The organism is Streptomyces sp. NBC_01363 (assembly GCF_026340595.1).
Lineage (GTDB): Bacteria > Actinomycetota > Actinomycetes > Streptomycetales > Streptomycetaceae > Streptomyces.
In genome coordinates, this window is sequence record NZ_JAPEPF010000001.1 from 4894615 (window position 1) to 4912059 (window position 17445).

14 protein-coding genes and 1 pseudogene are annotated in these 17445 nt (G+C 71.2%); 5 read left to right on the forward strand and 10 right to left on the reverse strand.

Features of this window, described 5'->3' with window-relative positions:
- Positions 1-5 precede the first annotated feature (5 nt).
- Positions 6-1442 carry a DUF2252 domain-containing protein gene (locus tag OG611_RS22210; RefSeq protein ID WP_266422894.1) on the reverse strand — a complete coding sequence of 479 codons (1437 nt, stop codon included), beginning with the start codon at positions 1440-1442 and terminating at the stop codon, positions 6-8.
- A gap of 147 nt (positions 1443-1589) precedes the next feature.
- Positions 1590-2543, reverse strand: a complete 954-nt coding sequence (locus OG611_RS22215; RefSeq protein WP_266422896.1) for a DUF389 domain-containing protein — start codon at positions 2541-2543, stop codon at positions 1590-1592.
- A gap of 199 nt (positions 2544-2742) precedes the next feature.
- Between OG611_RS22215 and OG611_RS22220 the strand changes: the two genes are divergently transcribed.
- On the forward strand, positions 2743-4572 hold the full coding sequence (locus OG611_RS22220; protein WP_266422899.1) for a glycoside hydrolase family 15 protein: 1830 nt from the start codon (positions 2743-2745) through the stop codon (positions 4570-4572).
- 6 nt (positions 4573-4578) lie between these two features.
- On the opposite strand, the pseudogene OG611_RS22225 reads toward OG611_RS22220, so the two are convergent.
- A pseudogene (locus OG611_RS22225) lies at positions 4579-5179 on the reverse strand (sodium:proton exchanger); the annotation flags it as partial.
- Positions 5180-5419: 240 nt separating this feature from the next.
- Between OG611_RS22225 and OG611_RS22230 the strand changes: the two are divergent.
- Both OG611_RS22230 and OG611_RS22235 read left to right on the forward strand, forming a co-directional pair.
- Complete coding sequence (locus OG611_RS22230) at positions 5420-5869, forward strand: DUF6325 family protein (protein ID WP_266422901.1); 450 nt, start codon at positions 5420-5422, stop codon at positions 5867-5869.
- 77 nt (positions 5870-5946) lie between these two features.
- Positions 5947-6243 (forward strand): SHOCT domain-containing protein, encoded by a 297-nt coding sequence (locus OG611_RS22235; protein WP_266422904.1) that lies wholly within the window; start codon positions 5947-5949, stop codon positions 6241-6243.
- A 36-nt stretch (positions 6244-6279) separates the two neighbouring features.
- On the opposite strand, the gene OG611_RS22240 is transcribed toward OG611_RS22235, so the two are convergent.
- Positions 6280-6945 (reverse strand): hypothetical protein, encoded by a 666-nt coding sequence (locus OG611_RS22240; protein WP_266422907.1) that lies wholly within the window; start codon positions 6943-6945, stop codon positions 6280-6282.
- An 88-nt stretch (positions 6946-7033) separates the two neighbouring features.
- On the opposite strand from OG611_RS22240, the gene OG611_RS22245 reads away from it, so the two are divergent.
- A complete protein-coding gene (locus tag OG611_RS22245; RefSeq protein WP_266422909.1) occupies positions 7034-7285 on the forward strand; it encodes a DUF6011 domain-containing protein in 252 nt (83 codons plus the stop codon).
- Between the two features lie 46 nt (positions 7286-7331).
- On the opposite strand, the gene OG611_RS22250 is transcribed toward OG611_RS22245, so the two are convergent.
- The gene (locus tag OG611_RS22250) at positions 7332-8204 is read right to left on the reverse strand and encodes an acyl-CoA thioesterase II (RefSeq protein WP_266422911.1); all 873 of its coding nucleotides are present in this window, start codon (positions 8202-8204) and stop codon (positions 7332-7334) included.
- Positions 8205-8253: 49 nt separating this feature from the next.
- Complete coding sequence (locus OG611_RS22255) at positions 8254-10767, reverse strand: RNA helicase (protein ID WP_266422913.1); 2514 nt, start codon at positions 10765-10767, stop codon at positions 8254-8256.
- A gap of 138 nt (positions 10768-10905) precedes the next feature.
- Between OG611_RS22255 and OG611_RS22260 the strand changes: the two genes are divergently transcribed.
- Complete coding sequence (locus tag OG611_RS22260) at positions 10906-11697, forward strand: metal-dependent hydrolase (RefSeq protein ID WP_266422916.1); 792 nt, start codon at positions 10906-10908, stop codon at positions 11695-11697.
- A gap of 156 nt (positions 11698-11853) precedes the next feature.
- Here the strand turns inward: OG611_RS22260 and OG611_RS22265 are convergent, their stop codons facing one another.
- The 4 genes from OG611_RS22265 to OG611_RS22280 all read right to left on the reverse strand — a co-directional run bounded on the left by OG611_RS22265 (position 11854) and on the right by OG611_RS22280 (position 17432).
- Positions 11854-12009, reverse strand: a complete 156-nt coding sequence (locus OG611_RS22265; protein ID WP_266422919.1) for a hypothetical protein — start codon at positions 12007-12009, stop codon at positions 11854-11856.
- Between the two features lie 107 nt (positions 12010-12116).
- Complete coding sequence (locus OG611_RS22270; protein ID WP_266422921.1) at positions 12117-13898, reverse strand: ABC transporter ATP-binding protein; 1782 nt, start codon at positions 13896-13898, stop codon at positions 12117-12119.
- Positions 13895-15775 (reverse strand): ABC transporter ATP-binding protein, encoded by a 1881-nt coding sequence (locus OG611_RS22275; RefSeq protein ID WP_266422924.1) that lies wholly within the window; start codon positions 15773-15775, stop codon positions 13895-13897. Before OG611_RS22275 ends, OG611_RS22270 begins: the two co-directional genes overlap by 4 nt.
- Positions 15776-15980: 205 nt before the next feature.
- Entirely contained in the window at positions 15981-17432 is a 1452-nt protein-coding gene (locus OG611_RS22280; RefSeq protein WP_266422927.1) for a Gfo/Idh/MocA family protein, read from the reverse strand.
- Between the last annotated feature and the right edge of the window lie 13 nt (positions 17433-17445).

The following is a 17445-nucleotide window of genomic DNA, read 5'->3' on the forward strand; positions in this document are numbered from 1 at the left end:
ACGGCTCAGACGTCCCGGGCCGCGGGAAGCCGCCCCGCCCGCACCGCTTCGACGAGCGCCCGGTGGTCCCGCTCGTTCCGGTCGGCGTACTTCTCGGCGAAACACACCAGTGCCCGGTCGAACGAGGGGCCGCGCCCCAGATACGCCGCGATGGCGATCCGGTCGCCGGAACGCGCGTGGGCACGGGCCAGCGTGGTGCCGCATGCCTCGCCGAACACCCGCATGCCGGCCGGCACCATGTCCTGCGGCTCGACGATGCCCTTCCAGTCGCGCAACTGGCGTACGTAGAAGTCGCGGGGCCTGCCGTCGATCCCGTCCACCCGCTGCCAGCCGAGAAAGATGTCGCCCGCCGCCTGCATCAGCCGCTGCCCCGCGACCACGCGTTCGCCCTCGTTCCGGTAGGGGCCGGCGCCCGCATGGGGCGCGAGCACCGACGGCCCGGCCTCCTTGGCCTGGAGGAGCAGCGGATCCTCGCCGTCCCTGCCGAGCATCAGGATGATCCAGCAGCGCGTGCCGACACTGCCGACGCCGACCACCTTGCGTGCCATGTCCACGAAGCGGAAATCGGAGAGCAGGGTCCGCCGGTCCGACGGCAGGCTGCGGCCGTAGCGCGTGATCAGTTCGCGGAACTGCTCCTGCGTCGCGTCGCGCTCGCCCTCCGGGAACAGATCGACGACCGGTACGAGCAGCGGTGGATCCGCCGCGATGCGTGGCCGGCCGTCCACGGTCTCGGTGAGTCGGTCGAAGGCCTGCAGGTTGTCCCGGGTGCGGGCCTTCGCCGCGGCGCGGGCCAGCTTCTCGCGGCCGCGCTTCGCCAACTGCCGGGACGCCAGCGCTTCGAGACGGCCGATGTCGGTCCGCGAGTACCACACGTCGAGATTGCGCATACCGGCGAACCGGATCATCGACTCCCGGTACGACCGCACCGTGGCCCGCACGACGTCCGCGCGCTCCTCGTCGGTGAAACCGTTCGCCCGGCCCGCGACGGCGAAGCTGGTCGCCAGGCGTTTGACGTCCCATTCCCAGGGGCCGGGCGACGTCTCGTCGAAGTCGTTGATGTCGAACAGCAGATTGCGCTCCGGCGAGGCGAACAGCCCGAAGTTCAGCAGATGGGCGTCCCCGCACAGTTGGGCCCTGATCCCGGAATCCCCGGTGGTGGCCAGGTCGGAGGCCATGATCGCGGCGGCGCCCCGGTAGAAGCGGAACGGCGATTCGGCCATCCGTCCGTAGCGGATCGGCACGAGTTCGGGCACTCGGGCCGCGGACTGGGCTTCGAGGATGCCCAGCGGGTCGGCCGACGGCTCGAAATCGGCATGGCTCGACCGCGGCACTTCACGCCGGGCCGCCCTGCCGCGGGCCGCTCGCTGCTCGGGCGTCGCATCCGGCGCCGTCCTGAGCGGCGAGGTCGCCTCGCGGGGCGCCGGGGCCGGTTCCTGGGGCATCGGGGCCCTCCTGACTGCTCCACGGGCGTGGGCCGCTCCCGCCGCACCGCACCCGCCGTCACATCTGCGCCCTGCGTCCGATCATCGCGGCTCGTCCCGGTTCCGGCATCCTCTGGACGCCGCCCGTCACGTCCCAGGCCCGCACCGCTACTGTCGGTCCGCGCGGCCGTGGCGCAGGCCGACCCGCCGCCAGATCGCACGCTGACACTTGAGCGCGGCCGTGCCCACCACGATCAGCACCGCGATGTTGACCAGCAGCTGGATGAGCGAACCCCGGGCATCGGACCAGCTGGTGAACGCGGTGGAGACGCTGAGGTCCGCGGCGGCCGGGATGGTCGTGACCGAGATGAAGACGCCCAGCAGGGCGCTCGTCCTGGCCTCGGTGAGGGACACGATGCCGACGATGCCGGCCAGCGTCGCCACGGCGACCGAGAAGAAATTGGGGGTGTTGATCAGGTTGGAGACCGGCCGCAGCCCTGCGTCGAACGCTGCCGACTGGAGGCCGAATCCGCGGATCAGGAGACTGAAGAGGAAGGTGACGAGGATCGTCAGCAGGAAGCCCGTGAACAGCGCCGTCAGTCCCTGCCGGATCCTCGGCGGGTCGCCCCGGTCGATGCCCAGGGCGACGCTGACGATGGCACCGTACTCGGGGCCGACGACCATCGCCGCGACAATCAGGATCTGGGAGTTGGTGACGATCCCGACCGAGCCGATGAGGCCCGCGATGACCAGGTACAGATAGAAACTCGGCGGGTATCTCCCCTCGGCGCGGATGCGGGCCTCCACCTGCTCCCACACGGGTGCGCGGGCCAGTGGCCCGAGCCGCTCGGTCCCGGCCTCGGCCGCCCGTCCGGAGAAGACCATGTCCACCGGTTCGATGACGATGGAGCCGCGCCGGTCCAGGTGCAGTGCGCGCAGGCTGCGCAGCACGTCATTGGCGGCTCCCGTCAGCACGTCGCACGCGATGCCGTCGCCGTCCGGATTGCGTGCCGCCCCCGGCTGCACCATCAGGTTCAGCACACAGGGATCACCGGCCAGCCGGTCCACCACCTGGTCGGTCAGGTCCGGCGGGCTCACCGCGCGGACATGGATCATGTCCATCCTGTACCTCCACGAAGTCCCGCCCCGCCGCCGGTCACCGCCGGACCGGGTGCGCGGGCGGTCCCTCCTCCAGTAACACCGCGGGCGGGACGGCGGGCAATCCGGGCCGTACGGCACCAGGGGGCCCGGGACGCCCGAGCGGGCGAACACGGGGCGCTGGGCGGATAGTGGTACCGAGCGGGGGCCCGTCCGGGATTGGATGCGCATGGACCGATACCCACCCATTGCCGAACACGGGCTGGTGGGCGACCTGCAGACCGCCGCACTGGTCTCCTCGCAGGGAGTCGTCGACTGGTTCGCCGCCCCCAGGTTCGATTCCCCCAGCATCTTCGCCGCACTGCTCGACCATGACGGCGGCGGCTTCTTCCGGCTGGCAGCCGACGACCCCGAGAGCTCCTGCCGGCAGCTCTACTACCCGGACACCGCGGTCCTGGTCACCCGCTTCATGTCGCCGGACGGCGTGGGCGAGGTGCTCGACTGGATGCCGCCCGAGCGCACCGGGACCCCCACCGACCGGCACACTCTGGTGCGGTACGTGCGCGCGGTGCGCGGGACCGTACGGTTCGCCATGGAGTGCCGGCCCCGGTTCGACTACGGCCGGGCCTCCCACGAAATCGACCCGATCCCCGGGGGAGCCGTGTTCCGGGCGCCGGGGATCGCGGCACACCTGCGGACCGGTTTCTCCGTGGTACGCGACGGCCAGGACGCCGTGGGCGAAGTGGTGCTGAACGTCGGTGAGTCGACCGTCGCGGTCTTCACCGTCTGCGCGGCGGACGGGGCCGCGCCACCGGCGCCGACCGTCGACGCCACCACGGAACAGCTCTGGGAGGTCGTCGACTTCTGGCAGCGGTGGGTGCGCACCTCCCACTACCGGGGCCGCTGGTCCGACATGGTCATCCGCTCCGCCATCACGCTCAAGCTGCTCACCTACGCCCCCTCCGGCGCACCGGTCGCGGCGGCGACCACGGGCCTGCCGGAGCAGGTCGGCGGCGAACGCAACTGGGACTACCGCTACACCTGGGTCAGGGACGGCGCGCTGTCGGTCCGGGCCCTGCTCGACCTCGGGTTCGTGGACGAGGCGATCGCCTTCACCCACTGGCTCGGCGACCGGCTCCGGGAGGACAGCGGAGAGGAGCCCCTCCGGATCATGTACCGCGTCGACGGGGAACCGCTGCTGACGGAGGAGATCCTGGCCCACTTCGAGGGCTACCGGGGCTCGTACCCGGTACGGCTCGGCAACGCGGCCGCCGGCCAGTTGCAGCTCGACATCTACGGCGAGGCCCTCTACGCCCTGTCCGAAGGCCGTGAGGTGGGCGTCCAGGCGGGCTACCAGGGCTGGCAAGTCGTGGCCCGGACGCTCGACTGGCTCGTGGACCACTGGGACCGGCCCGACGAGGGGATCTGGGAGACCCGCGGCGGACGGCAGGACTTCACCTACAGCCGGGTGATGTGCTGGGCGGCGTTCGACCGCGGCCTTCGCCTGGCGTCCGAACTCAGCCGACCCGCCGACACCGCCCGGTGGACCAGCACCAGGGACGCCATCCTCGAACAGGTCATGGACCGGGGCTGGAGCGAATCCGAGCAGGCGTTCGTCCAGTACTACGGCGGGGGAGTGCTGGACGCCTCGCTGCTGCTGATGCCCAGGGTGGGGTTCCTCGCCCCGAAGGACCCGGGCTGGCTCGCCACGCTCGATGCCATGGACCGCACACTCGTGTCCGACAGCCTCGTCTACCGCTACGACCCCGCGGCGTCCCCGGACGGACTGCGGGGGTCCGAGGGCACGTTCAGCCTCTGTACGTTCCTCTACGTCGACGCCCTGGCCCGCGCGGGCCGGCTGCGCAAGGCCCGCTACACCTTCGAGAAGATGCTCACGTACGCCAACCACGTCGGCCTGTTCGCCGAGGAGATCGGCCCCAGTGGTGAGCAACTCGGCAATTTCCCGCAGGCGTTCACCCACCTCTCGCTCATCACGGCGGCCCGGACCCTGGACGAGGCGCTGGACCGGGCACGCGCCGGGGAACGCGGCTGACGGCGCTCAGAGCGACGGCTGCCGGGACGGCGGACCGAGGAGGACGGCGGTGTCGCCCGGCCGGATGTCCGGGGTCTGCGTGTGGGTGACCGGGGCGAGCCGCCCGTCGGCGCGGACGACGAACAGCACATCGTGTCCGGCCGGGACGGCGTCGTCGGCCCGCCGCGTCAGCACCCGGGCCCCGGCCTCGTACCGGCGGGCCAGCTCCGGGCCGGTCAGGCCGGTACGGAAGAGCGGCTCGCCCCCGGTGTACGGCGCCACCACGCCCTGGCTGTCGGCGGCCGGAGCGAGCCGGTGGACCGGGCCCTCGACGCTCTCCCGCAGGGGCATGGCGGCGAGTGCGTTGAAGTCGTCCTCCTCGGTGAGCAGCAGCACACCGGTGATGCCCTCCAGCTCCGCCCCGGCACCGGAGGCCGCCGCGAGCAGTTCACCGGGCGCCAGGGGCAGCCCGGCCTCCTCGATCCGGGCCCGCTGCCGCTCGGCGCCCGCCCACATCAGCACGTCCAGCCCCGCCGAGCTCAGCGCGCGCCCCCAGGTCGACCGCCCAGGGGGCGCCGCCGACCAGCAGCGGCCGGGACCGGGACGGGCGCAGCACCCCGAGCCGGCGCATGTTCGTGCCTCCTTGGACGCCGTGCTGCCCGGCAACCATCGGCGGCGGTGCGGGAAGGGCGGGGCGCGGCTCGCACCATTCGGCCGTTGGAGGGACCCGTTGTCCCTCCGACGGCGTAACCGGGCCGCGTCCGTCCGCACCGCATGACCGAGATGCGCACCGGCCCGCCCGCTGCTCCAATGACGGAGGCACAGGCCCCGGCCGGACGCGGGGCAGTCGAGATTCCGAGGAGCCGGTGTGAGCAGCGAGACCGACGAGACAGGGCCGATCGACTACCTGGTGGTCGAGTTCCCGGGAAACCGGATGACGGGCGAAGGACTGCCCCTGCTGGTCGATCTGGTCGACCGGGGAATCATCCGGATCCTGGACCTGGTCTTCGTCAGGAAGGACCAGGACGGCACCGTCGCGGGCGTGGAACTCTCCGAGCTGACCGCGGACGGCCATGAAGACCTCACCGTGTTCGAAGGCGTGTCCTCCGGCCTGCTCGGCCGGGACGACATCGACGAGGTGAGCGCGGTTCTCGAACCCGGCAGCGCTGCCGGGATCGTCATCTACGAGAACGTGTGGGCCGGACCGCTCGCGGCCGCCCTGCGCCGCTCCGGGGGGCGGCTCGTCGCCAACGGGCGCATCCCGATCCAGGAGGTCCTGGCATCGCTCGACGCGGCCGAGGCCGGGTCCAGGGCCTGAGCCGCCGTACCGGGCCGGCCGGATTCGCGGAGCCGGCCGCCGGCCGTTCTCGCAGAGCCAGTCAAAGGAGATGCACCATGCCAGGCCTTCTTCGTGGCGTCGCCCGTACAGCGGTGATCGCCGGAACCGCCACCTCCGTCTCCAACCGGGTATCCCGGCGCCAGGCGGGCCGCTGGGCGCGGCAGGACGCCGAGCAGGCGCAGCCCCGGCCGGCCCCCGCGGCGCCGCCGCCTCCGGCGCCCACGGCCCTCGCGCCGGAGGACGAGATGAGCAACAAGATCGCCCAGCTCAAGGACCTCGGCGACCTCAAGAGCCAGGGTGTGCTGAGCGAGAGCGAGTTCGAGGCCCAGAAGGCCAGGATCCTCGCAGGCTGACCGGTCCGGCCGTGCGACCGGCCCCGCGCGCCCGCCTCACTTGCGCTTGTCGTCCCAGGGCGTGCCCATCCAGCTGTCGAAGGTGCGGATCAGCGCGCTCAGCGTGGCTGCGAGCCGCCAGTCGACCCACGGCGCGTGGACATGGATCTCGTCGTCGTCCGAGAAGAACTCCAGCGGAACCTCCCGGCCGGCCCGCCAGATGATGCGCCGGGGTCCGCGCGCCGCATCGCCCCCGCCGCTCAGGAGGCTGCCCACGCCGATCGCCACCTGGATGGGGAGCAGCAGCCACCACACGTACCACCAGAAGATCCGGCCCTTGAAGCCGACCGCCTCGGGGCAGCCCACCTGGGCGACCGTCCAGCGGGTCCGCAGCCCCTTGCCGTGGAGGGCCTTCTCGCGGACGAGCGTGCCGATGAGCTCGCCCTGCGCGCCCAGCACCCGGTACGTGGCGACGCCGTCGGCCGCGGACGCGGTGACCAGGGTGGCCAGCCGGGTCCGGCGCTCGGGGTCGGCCCACAGGACGAAGGAGCGCGCACCCGTCCTGCGGGCCGCGAGATACGCCGGTATCCCGCCCTCCGGCAGTTCGCGCTCCACATGGGCGACCACCCGGGACTCGCCGCCGGGCGCGTCGGCGAACTCGACGACACGGCTGACGGGCGAGGTCTCACCCGGAACCGGCTTCAATGTCAGCACGCTGCTCACCAGTGAACTCCTCCGTCGTGTGCTGCTCGGACGTGTGTGTGCTGCTCGGACGTCGCACGGTGGACGGGCGTCCTGAGAAGATCGATCCGTGGAATCCGCCGAGCCCCTCCCCGAGCCCCTCCCCGGACCCGGTACCGGACCCTCGCCCGAGGACGACCGGCCAGGCCGTACCGCCCGGCGACGGGTGGTGCGCTGTCGCATGTGCGGGCGCCCGCTCACCGGTACGGAGTCACGCCGCACCGGCCTCGGCCCCGCCTGCGACGCCAAACTCCACCCGGCGCCGCCGGACATCCGCACCCGCCGCCACGAGGTCGAGCAGGACCCGCTGCCCGGCATCTGACCGGACAGGCCTGGGGCCTGTCCGGCCCTGATCCGCCGGACAGGCCCTAACCGCCGAGACGGCGGAACAGCCCCTCCTGCACCACGGACACCAGCAGATTGCCGCCGCGGTCGTAGATCCGGCCACGCGCCAGCCCCCGACCGCCCGTGGCGACCGGCGACTCCTGGTCGTACAGGAACCACTCGTCGGCCCGGAACGGCCGGTGGAACCACATCGCGTGGTCCAGCGACGCCATGTCGAAGCCGCGCGGACCCCACAGCGGCTCCACCGGGATACGGACCGCGTCGAGCAGCGTCATATCACTGGCGTACGTCAGCGCACAGGTGTGCACCAGCGGATCGTCGCCCAGCGGGCCGACCGCCCGCATCCACACCGCGCTGCGCGGGTCGGCGCCCTTGACCTCCTCCTTCGTCCAGCGCAGCCGGTCGACGTACCGGATGTCGAAGGGCTGCCGCCGAGCCATCCGCTCCAGCGCCTCCGGCAGCACGCCCAGGTGCTCCCGGACCTCCTCGGCGACGGTCGGCAGCTCCTCGGGATCCGGGACCTCGCGGGCCGGCGGCAGCTGGTGCTCGAAGCCCGCCTCCTCCGGCCGGTGGAAGGACGCCGTCAGATTGAAGATCGTCCGGCCCTGCTGGACGGCCGTGACCCGGCGCGTGGTGAACGACCGGCCGTCCCGGACGCGCTCCACCTCGTACACGATCGGCACCCCCGGACGCCCCGGACGCAGGAAGTACGCGTGCAGCGAGTGGACCGGCCGGTCCCCGTCGGTGGTCCGGCCTGCCGCGACCAGTGCCTGCCCGGCGACCTGCCCGCCGAAGACCCGCTGCAGGGACTCCTGAGGGCTGCGCCCGCGGAAGATGTTGACCTCGATCCGCTCCAGGTCGAGCAGATCGACCAGGCGCTCGGCGGGATTCGTCATGCCGTTCGTCTCCACTCTCGCAGCGGCGCCACCCCCACGGCGTACGCCCTCACAGCTGACCGACGGAGGTCACGCGGACAACGGCCCGGCCCTCCTCGTCGGAAGCGGCCAGATCGACCTCCGCGCTGATGCCCCAGTCGTGGTCGCCGTTCGGATCGGCGAAGGTCTGCCGGACCCGCCACAGACCGTGCGCCGCATCCTCGTCGATCTTCAGCAGCTTCGGGCCGCGGGCGTCCGGACCGGTGCCCAGGTCTTCGTACTCGTCCCAGTAGGCGTCCATCGCATCGCCCCACGCGTCCTCGTCCCAGCCCGCGTCGCCGTCCAGCTCGCCGAGTTCGCCCACCTTGTCCAGCGCGGCCAGCTCCACCCGGCGGAACATCGCGTTGCGCACCAGCACCCGGAAGGCGCGGGCGTTGGCCGTGACCGGCTTCACCTCGTCGGCCCGCTCCTGGGCCTGCTCGGCGGTCTCCACCTCCGGGTTGGCGAGCTGTTCCCACTCGTCCAGCAGGCTGGAGTCCACCTGGCGGACCATCTCGCCCAGCCAGGCGATCAGGTCCTCCAGGTCCTCGGACTTGATGTCGTCCGGGATGGTGTGCTCAAGCGCCTTGTACGCACTGGCGAGATAGCGCAGCACGATGCCCTCGGTGCGGGCCAGCTCGTAGTTGGAGGTGAACTCCGTGAACGTCATGGCGCGTTCGTACATGTCACGGATCACGGACTTCGGCGAGACCGGGTGGTCGCCCACCCACGGATGGCTCCTGCGGTACACGTCGTACGCGTGCCACAGCAGCTCGCTCAGCGGCTTCGGGTACGTGACCTCCTGGAGCAGCTCCATCCGCTCCTCGTACTCGACGCCGTCCGCCTTCATCTGCCCGACCGCCTCGCCGCGCGCCTTGTTCTGCTGCGCGGCGAGGATCTGCCGCGGGTCGTCGAGCGTCGACTCGACCACGGAGACCATGTCCAGCGCGTACGAGGGGGAGTCCGGGTCCAGCAGGTCGAACGCGGCCAGCGCGAAGGTGGACAGCGGCTGGTTGAGCGCGAAGTCCTGCTGGAGGTCGACGGTGAGCCGGACGATCCGGCCCTCCGCGTCCGGCTTGTCGAGCTGCTCGACGACACCGCCGTCCAGTAGCGAGCGGTAGATCGCGATGGCCCGGCGGATGTGCCGCAGCTGCGCCCGGCGCGGCTCGTGGTTGTCCTCCAGCAGATGCCGCATCGCCTCGAAGGCATTGCCGGGACGCGCGATCACGGACAGCAGCATGGTGTGTGTGACCCGGAAGCGGGAGGTCAGGGGCTCCGGGTCGGACTGGATCAGCTTGTCGAAGGTGGTCTCCGACCAGGCGACGAAGCCCTCGGGGGCCTTCTTGCGGACCACCTTGCGCTTCTTCTTCGGGTCGTCGCCCGCCTTCTTGACGGCCTTCTCGTTCTCGATGACGTGCTCGGGCGCCTGGGCCACGACGAAGCCCGCCGTGTCGAAGCCGGCCCGGCCCGCACGGCCGGCGATCTGGTGGAACTCCCGGGCGCGCAGCGTACGGACGCGGGTGCCGTCGTACTTGGTGAGCGCCGTGAACAGCACCGTGCGGATGGGGACGTTGACGCCGACGCCGAGGGTGTCCGTACCGCAGATCACCTTCAGCAGACCGGCCTGGGCGAGCTTCTCCACCAGGCGCCGGTACTTCGGCAGCATGCCCGCGTGGTGCACCCCGATGCCGTGCCGCACATAGCGGGAGAGGTTCTGGCCGAACTTGGTGGTGAAGCGGAAGTTGCCGATCAGATCGGCGATCTTCTCCTTCTCCTCCTTGGTGCACATGTTGATGCTCATCAGCGACTGCGCGCGCTCGACGGCCGCGGCCTGGGTGAAGTGCACGATGTAGACCGGTGACTGCCTGGTGTCCAGCAGCTCGGTGAGGGTCTCGGTGATCGGGGTCAGCCGGTATTCGTAGCTGAGCGGGACCGGCCGGGTCGCGGAGCGCACCACGGAGGTGGGGCGGCCGGTGCGGCGGGTCAGGTCCTCCTCGAACATCCGGACGTCACCGAGCGTGGCCGACATCAGGATGAACTGGGCCTGCGGCAGCTCCAGCAGCGGGATCTGCCAGGCCCAGCCGCGGTCCGGCTCGGCGTAGAAGTGGAACTCGTCCATCACGACCTGGCCGATGTCGGCGTACTTGCCGTCGCGCAGCGCGATGGAGGCCAGCACCTCGGCCGTGCAGCAGATCACCGGGGCGTCGGCGTTGACCGAGGCGTCGCCGGTGAGCATGCCGACGTTCTCCGTACCGAACAGCTTGCACAGGTCGAAGAACTTCTCCGAGACCAGCGCCTTGATCGGCGCGGTGTAGAAGGTGACCTTGTCCTGGGCCAGCGCGGTGAAGTGCGCACCCGCCGCGACCAGGCTCTTTCCGGAACCGGTCGGGGTGGAAAGGATCACATTCGCGCCGGAGACCACCTCGATCAGCGCCTCCTCCTGAGCCGGGTAGAGGGTGATGCCCTGTGTCTCGGTCCATGACGAGAAAGCCTCGAAGAGGGCGTCGGGGTCGTCGGTCGGGGGCAGCTGATCGATAAGGGTCACGCCCCCATCTTGCCTGCCTTCCGCCCGGATGAGGGAACCGGACGACAGTATGAAGATCACGGGCGATACGCTTCCCACTCAACTCGGCCGTGCCGTAACGGCAATGGCAGCGATACGACTCTGGGGGCGGGAAGAACCATGATGGGACCGGCACACTCTCTGTCAGGGGCAGCGGCCTGGCTGGGGGTGGGCGCGGCGGCGGCGGCCGCCGGCCACGCGATGCCGTGGCCCGTCCTCGTCGTCGGCGCGCTGATCACCGCCGGGGCCGCGCTGGCCCCGGACCTCGACCACAAGTCCGCGACCATCTCGCGCGCCTTCGGGCCGGTGTCCCGGGGGCTCTGCGAGATTGTCGACAAGCTCTCGCACGCCGTCTACAAGGCGACCAGGATGCGCGGCGACTCGACCCGCAACGGCGGCCACCGGACGCTGACCCACACCTGGCTGTGGGCGGTCCTGATCGGCGCCGGAGCCTCCGCGGCGGCGATCACCGGCGGCCGGTGGGCGGTCCTGGGGATCCTCTTCGTCCACCTGGTGCTCGCCGTCGAAGGGCTGCTGTGGCGGGCCGCCCGGATGTCCAGCGACGTCCTGGTCTGGCTGCTCGGCGCGACCAGCGCCTGGATACTGGCCGGTGTCCTGGACAAGCCGGGCAACGGCTCGGACTGGCTGTTCACCGCCCCCGGCCAGGAGTACCTCTGGCTCGGGCTGCCGATCGTGCTCGGCGCCCTCGTCCACGACATCGGCGACGCGCTCACCGTCTCCGGCTGCCCGATCCTGTGGCCCATCCCGGTCGGCCGCAAGCGCTGGTACCCGATCGGCCCGCCGAAGGCCATGCGGTTCCGGGCCGGGAGCTGGGTGGAGCTGAAGGTGCTGATGCCGGTGTTCATGGTGCTCGGGGGAGTGGGCGGAGCGGCCGCGCTGAACTTCATCTGACGGCCGCGGGCGGCTCTGCCGCCGGATCACGCGCGTGCTGCGATGAGCCTCACGCGTAGTGCGTGGTCGGGAAGCCCGCTTCGCGGACCGCGATGTTCTCCAGGCGGGACTGCAGGTCGAAGGCCGCCCAGAGGAGCGGATCGCGGTAGCGGCTCATCACGTCCTGCCGCTGCTCGGACCGGGCGCGGCGGGCGGACCCTGCGCCAACTCGGCACTCGGCAAGGCCTGTTTCCGCGTCGCCCGGCCGCCGAGCGCGACACCGGCGAGCGCGACCACACCCGAGATACCGGCCACCACGAGCTCGACACTCATGCGCCGGTCGTCGCGGGTGGTACCCCGGGGCTGTCCAGTGTTCCCGTCCGCCGGCCTGTCCGCCCGCCCGAAACCGCTCAGGCGCGCGGACGCCACGCGTGGCCTGCTCAGCCGTGCCAGGACCGCCACAGCGCCGCATACGCGCCGTCCGCCGCCACCAGCTCGTCATGACTGCCCAGTTCACTGATCCGGCCGCCCTCCACCACCGCGATCACGTCCGCGTCGTGCGCGGTGTGCAGCCGGTGTGCGATGGCCACGACCGTACGGCCGTCCAGCACCCGGGCCAGTGAGCGCTCCAGATGGCGGGCCGCCCGCGGGTCCAGCAGCGATGTCGCCTCGTCCAGCACCAGCGTGTGCGGATCGGCCAGGACCAGCCGGGCCAGGGCGATCTGCTGGGCCTGGGCCGGAGTCAGCGCCAGACCGCCGGAGCCGACCTCGGTGTCCAGCCCCTCGTCCAGGCTCCTCGCCCAGCCGTCCGCGTCGACGGCCGCCAGTGACGCCCACAGCTCGGCGTCCTCGGCGCCCGTACGGGCCAGCAGGAGGTTGTCCCGCAGCGAACCGACGAACACATGGTGCTCCTGGTTGACCAGCGCCACATGCGCACGTACGTCCTCCGCCTTCATCCGTGACAACTCGGCGCCGCCGAGCGTCACTTCGCCCGTACGCGGGGCGTAGATCCCGGCCAGCAGCCGGCCCAGCGTGGACTTGCCGGCGCCGGACGGGCCGACCAGCGCGAGGCGCGTCCCCGGCGCGACGTCCAGCGACACCCGGTGCAGGACGTCGAGGCCGGCGCGGTACCCGAAGCGCACCTCGTCGGCCCGCACGTCCCGGCCGTCCGGGACGACGCCCGCATCGCCCGCGTCCGGTTCGATGTCCCGCACCCCGACCAGCCGGGCCAGCGACACCTGGGCGACCTGCAGCTCGTCGTACCAGCGCAGGATCAGACCGATCGGGTCGACCATCATCTGCGCCAGCAGCGCACCCGTCGTCAGCTGTCCCACGGTCAGCCAGCCCTCGATGACGAACCAGCCGCCGAGCATCAGCACCGCGCCCAGAATCGTCACGTACGTGACGTTGATGACGGGGAAGAGCACGGAGCGCAGGAACAATGTGTAGCGTTCCCACGCCGTCCACTGGGCGATGCGCGTGTCCGACAGCGCCACCCGGCGCGCACCCAGCCGGTGCGCCTCCACCGTCCGTCCGGCGTCCACCGTCTCCGCCAGCATCGCGGCGACCGCGGCGTACCCCGCGGCCTCCGAACGGTATGCGGACGGTGCCCGCTTGAAGTACCAGCGGCAGCCGAGGATCAGCACCGGCAGCGCGATCAGTACGGAGAGTGCCAGCGGGGGAGCGGTCACGGTGAGCGCACCGAGCAGCAGCCCCGCCCACACCACACCGATCGCCAGCTGCGGCACGGCCTCACGCATCGCATTGGCCAGCCGGTCGATGTCCGTGGTGATCCTGGAGAGCAGATCTCCGGTACCGGCCCGCTCCAGCACCCCCGGCGGCAGCCCGACCGACCGTACGAGGAAGTCCTCGCGCAGATCGGCCAGCATCTCCTCACCGAGCATCGCGCTCCGCAGGCGCATCAGCCGGGTGAACACGGTCTGCACGATCAGCGCGAGCGCGAACACCCCGGCGGTGCGCTCCAGATGGAGCTCCCGCCCACCGTCGGAGAGGTCCTCGACCAGCCCGCCCAGCAGATAGGGGCCGACGATCGACGCGATCACCGCGATGGCGTTGAACGCGACGAGTACGGTGAACCGTCCGCGATGGCGCCGCAGCAGCTCGCGTACATAGCTCCGTACGGTGGTGGGGGTGCCGACCGGCAGGGTCGTCGCCGACTCCGGCGCGGCCGGGTCGTACGCCGGTACTGCGACGCCGATCATGCCCGTTCCTCGATTTCCTCGATCGTCACGGTCGCGCCCCGAGAGGTCAGGGCCGCGATCTCGTCGTCCGTCTCGCGTGTCACGACCGCCCGGTAACGGGGGTCCGTGTGCAGGAGTTCACGGTGCCCGCCGACCGCGACGACGGTGCTCCGGTGCACCAGCACCACCCGGTCCGCGAGGTCGAGCAGCAGCGGTGACGAGGCGAACGCCACGGTGGTGCGGCCCCGGCGCAGTGCCTTGATTCCGGCGGCGACCCGGGCCTCCGTGTGCGAGTCGACGGCGGAGGTCGGCTCGTCGAGAACCAGCGCCTCCGGGTCGGTCACCAAGGAGCGGGCCAGCGCGAGCCGCTGACGCTGGCCGCCCGAGAGCGACCGGCCGCGCTCGGTGATCCGGGTCGCCATCGGGTCGCCGTCCGTGGCGAGCGACGCCTGCGCCAAGGAGTCCAGCACATCGCCGCACTGCGCGGCCGTCAGCGCCTCCTCGGCGGTCACCCGGCCGGACGACGGAACGTCCAGCAGTTCGCGCAGCGTCCCGGACAGCAGAACCGGGTCCTTGTCCTGGACCAGCACGGCGGTCCGGGCGGAGTCCAGCGGGAGTTCGTCCAGCGGCACGCCACCGAGCAGGACGGACGGGGCGCTCCGCGCCGCGGCGTCCGCGTCGCGTGCTCCGCCCTCCGCCTCCGCGGCGCGCCCGCTCCTGTCGGCAGCCGCGTCCGGGTCCGCGTTCACCTGTGCGTGCCCGCCGAGCCGCTCGGCCAGCCGGCCCGCCTCGTCCGGATCTCCGCAGACCACCGCGGTGAAGAGGCCGGCCGGGGCCATCAGACCGGTGACCGGGTCGTACAGATCGCCGGCCGGTGCCGCATCGACGGTCGACGGCCGGTCCGTGCGGCGCAACGACAGCACCCGGACCGCGCGCTGGGCGGAAGGCCGCGAGAAGGAGTACGCCATCGCGATCTCCTCGAAGTGACGGAGCGGGAACAGCAGCAGCGTCGCCGCGCTGTACACCGTGACCAGCTGACCGACGTCGATCCGGCCGTCCCGGGCCAGCACCGCCCCGTACACGACCAGCGAGATGAGCAGCACGCCCGGCAGCAGCACCTGGATCGCCGAGATCAGCGACCACATCCGCGCGCTGCGCACCGCGGCCTCGCGGACCTCCTGGGAGGCACGCCGGTAGCGGCCGAGGAACAGTTCCTCGCCGCCGATCCCGCGCAGCACCCGCAACCCCGCCACGGTGTCCGAAGCCAGTTCCGTGGCCTTGCCCGCCTTTTCGCGCTGGAGATCCGCGCGCCGGGTGGCCCGGGGGAGCAGCGGCAGCACGGCGAGGGCCAGCAGCGGCACGGCGAGGGTCACCAGGATGCCCAGGGACGGCAGATAGAGGAGGAGCCCCGCACAGATCAGCACCAGCGCGGCGGCGGCCGCGGCGAACCGCGAGAGCGCCTCGACGAACCAGCCGATCTTCTCGACGTCGCCCGTGGAAACCGCGACCACCTCGCCCGCCGCGACCCGACGGGTCAGCGCCGAGCCGAGCTCCGCGGTCTTACGGGCCAGCAGCTGCTGGACCCGGGCGGCAGCGGTGATCCAGTTGGTGACGGCCGTCCGGTGGAGCATGGTGTCGCCCAGCGCGATCAGCACGCCCAGGACCGCGATCAGGCCGCCCGACCACGCGAGCCGGCTGCCGGAACGGTCGACCACCGCCTGAACGGCGAGACCGACGGCGGGCGGCAGCCCGGCGATGGAGCATTGGTGGAGCAGGCCCCAGGACATGGATCTGAGCTGGCCCCTGAGCTGATTGCGGCCGAGCCAGAGCAGGAAGCGTGGGCCCGACCGGACATCGGGATCGCCGGGATCCGGGTAGGGAAGATCGCGAATCTGCATGACGTCCCATGGTTCGGTGTGACGGTTTGTTCGGTGAATGGATCAAGGTGAATGATCCAAACCGTGCAAGGTTCGCCCTGGGACGTCGGTCGGAGCAATTGGTTTTCTCCGCGAACGGTACTTTTCGCGCCACGGTCGCGATGCGAACGGGCGGGCCGGGCCTCGTGGCGCGCGCTTACCCGGCCCACCCGTTCGCTTCGGCCGGTCAGGCCTTCTCGGGGTTCTCCGAGTCCATGCCGGAGCGGGCCTTCTTCCACTCACCGCGGGTGAAGTCCGGGATCTGCTGCGGCGCGCCCTTCGCCCTGATGGACAGATGGCTGAGCGGCACGGGGGACGTCCAGGTCGCCGCGTCGTACACGTCGAAGTCGGGGACGAGGCCGAGCCGCATGCACTGCATCAGCCGGAACACCAGCATGTAGTCCATGCCGCCGTGACCGCCGGGCGGGTTGGCGTGCTCCTTCCACAGCCAGTGGTCCCACTCCTGGTACTTGGCGAAGTCGCCCCAGTTGTCATTGGTGTGGTCGGGCTCGATGTAGATGCGGGCGGGGTAGTCCTCGAAGACGCCCTTCGTGCCGCCGAGGCTGTTGATCCGCGAGTAAGGATGCGGAGTGGACACGTCGTGCTCCAGCCGGATCACTCGTCCCTTGGCGGTCTGGACGAGACTGATCGTCCGGTCGGACTCGATATAGGTCTCCTTCCAGCTCGGGTCGCCGGCCGGCATGTTCTTCTTGCGGTACTCGGCCAGGCCGAGGGACGGGGAACCGACGCTGGTGATGCTCACCGCACGGTCGCCGCGGTTGATGTCCATGTAGTTGGCGACCGGGCCGAACCCGTGGTTGGGGTAGAGATCGCCCCGCAGCCTGGTGTGCCAGAGCCTGCGCCAAGGGCCTTCGTAGTAGTCCGGGTCGAACATCAGGCCACGCAGATCGTGGTTGTACGCGCCCGCGCCGTGCAGCAGATCGCCGAAGAGACCGGCATGCGCCATGCGCAGCACCCGCATCTCGTTCTGCCCGTAGCAGCAGTTCTCCAGCTGCATGCAGTGGCGTCTGGTGCGCTCGGACAGATCGACCAGTTCCCAGAGCTGGTCGAGCTGGAGAGCGATCGGACACTCCACGCCGACGTGCTTGCCGTTCAGCATGGCGGTCTTCGCCATCTGGAAGTGGAAGTCCCAGGGCGTTGCCACGTAGACGAAGTCGATGTCCCCGCGCTTGCAGAGGTTCTCGTAGTCGTCCTCACCATTGGTGTAGACGGCGGGTGCCGGCTGACCCGCGGCGGTCACCTTCGCGGCAGCCCGTTGCGCCTTGGCCTTGACCGGGTCGCAGACGGCGACGACCTGTACACCACTGACGGCCAGGAAGAGATCGATCATGCTGCCACCGCGATTGCCGAGGCCGACGATGCCGACCCGGACGGTGGAACGCCGGTCGAAGGGGACCCCCACCATGGTCCTGCCCTGGCGCTTCGGAGCGTCCGCCCGGTCGGCGGCAACGGTTTCCGGCGCCCGGCCCGGGGCGGCGGCTGCGGTGGAGTTCCCGAGGGCACCGAGCCCGAGCCCGGCCCCGGCCACTCCGGCGGTCGTCCACAGGACCGAGCGGCGGCTCATGGAGCCCTCGTCGCCGCCCTGCGTACCGTCGTTCTGCTGTGCTGCGTCGTTCATCGATCCTCCGTGA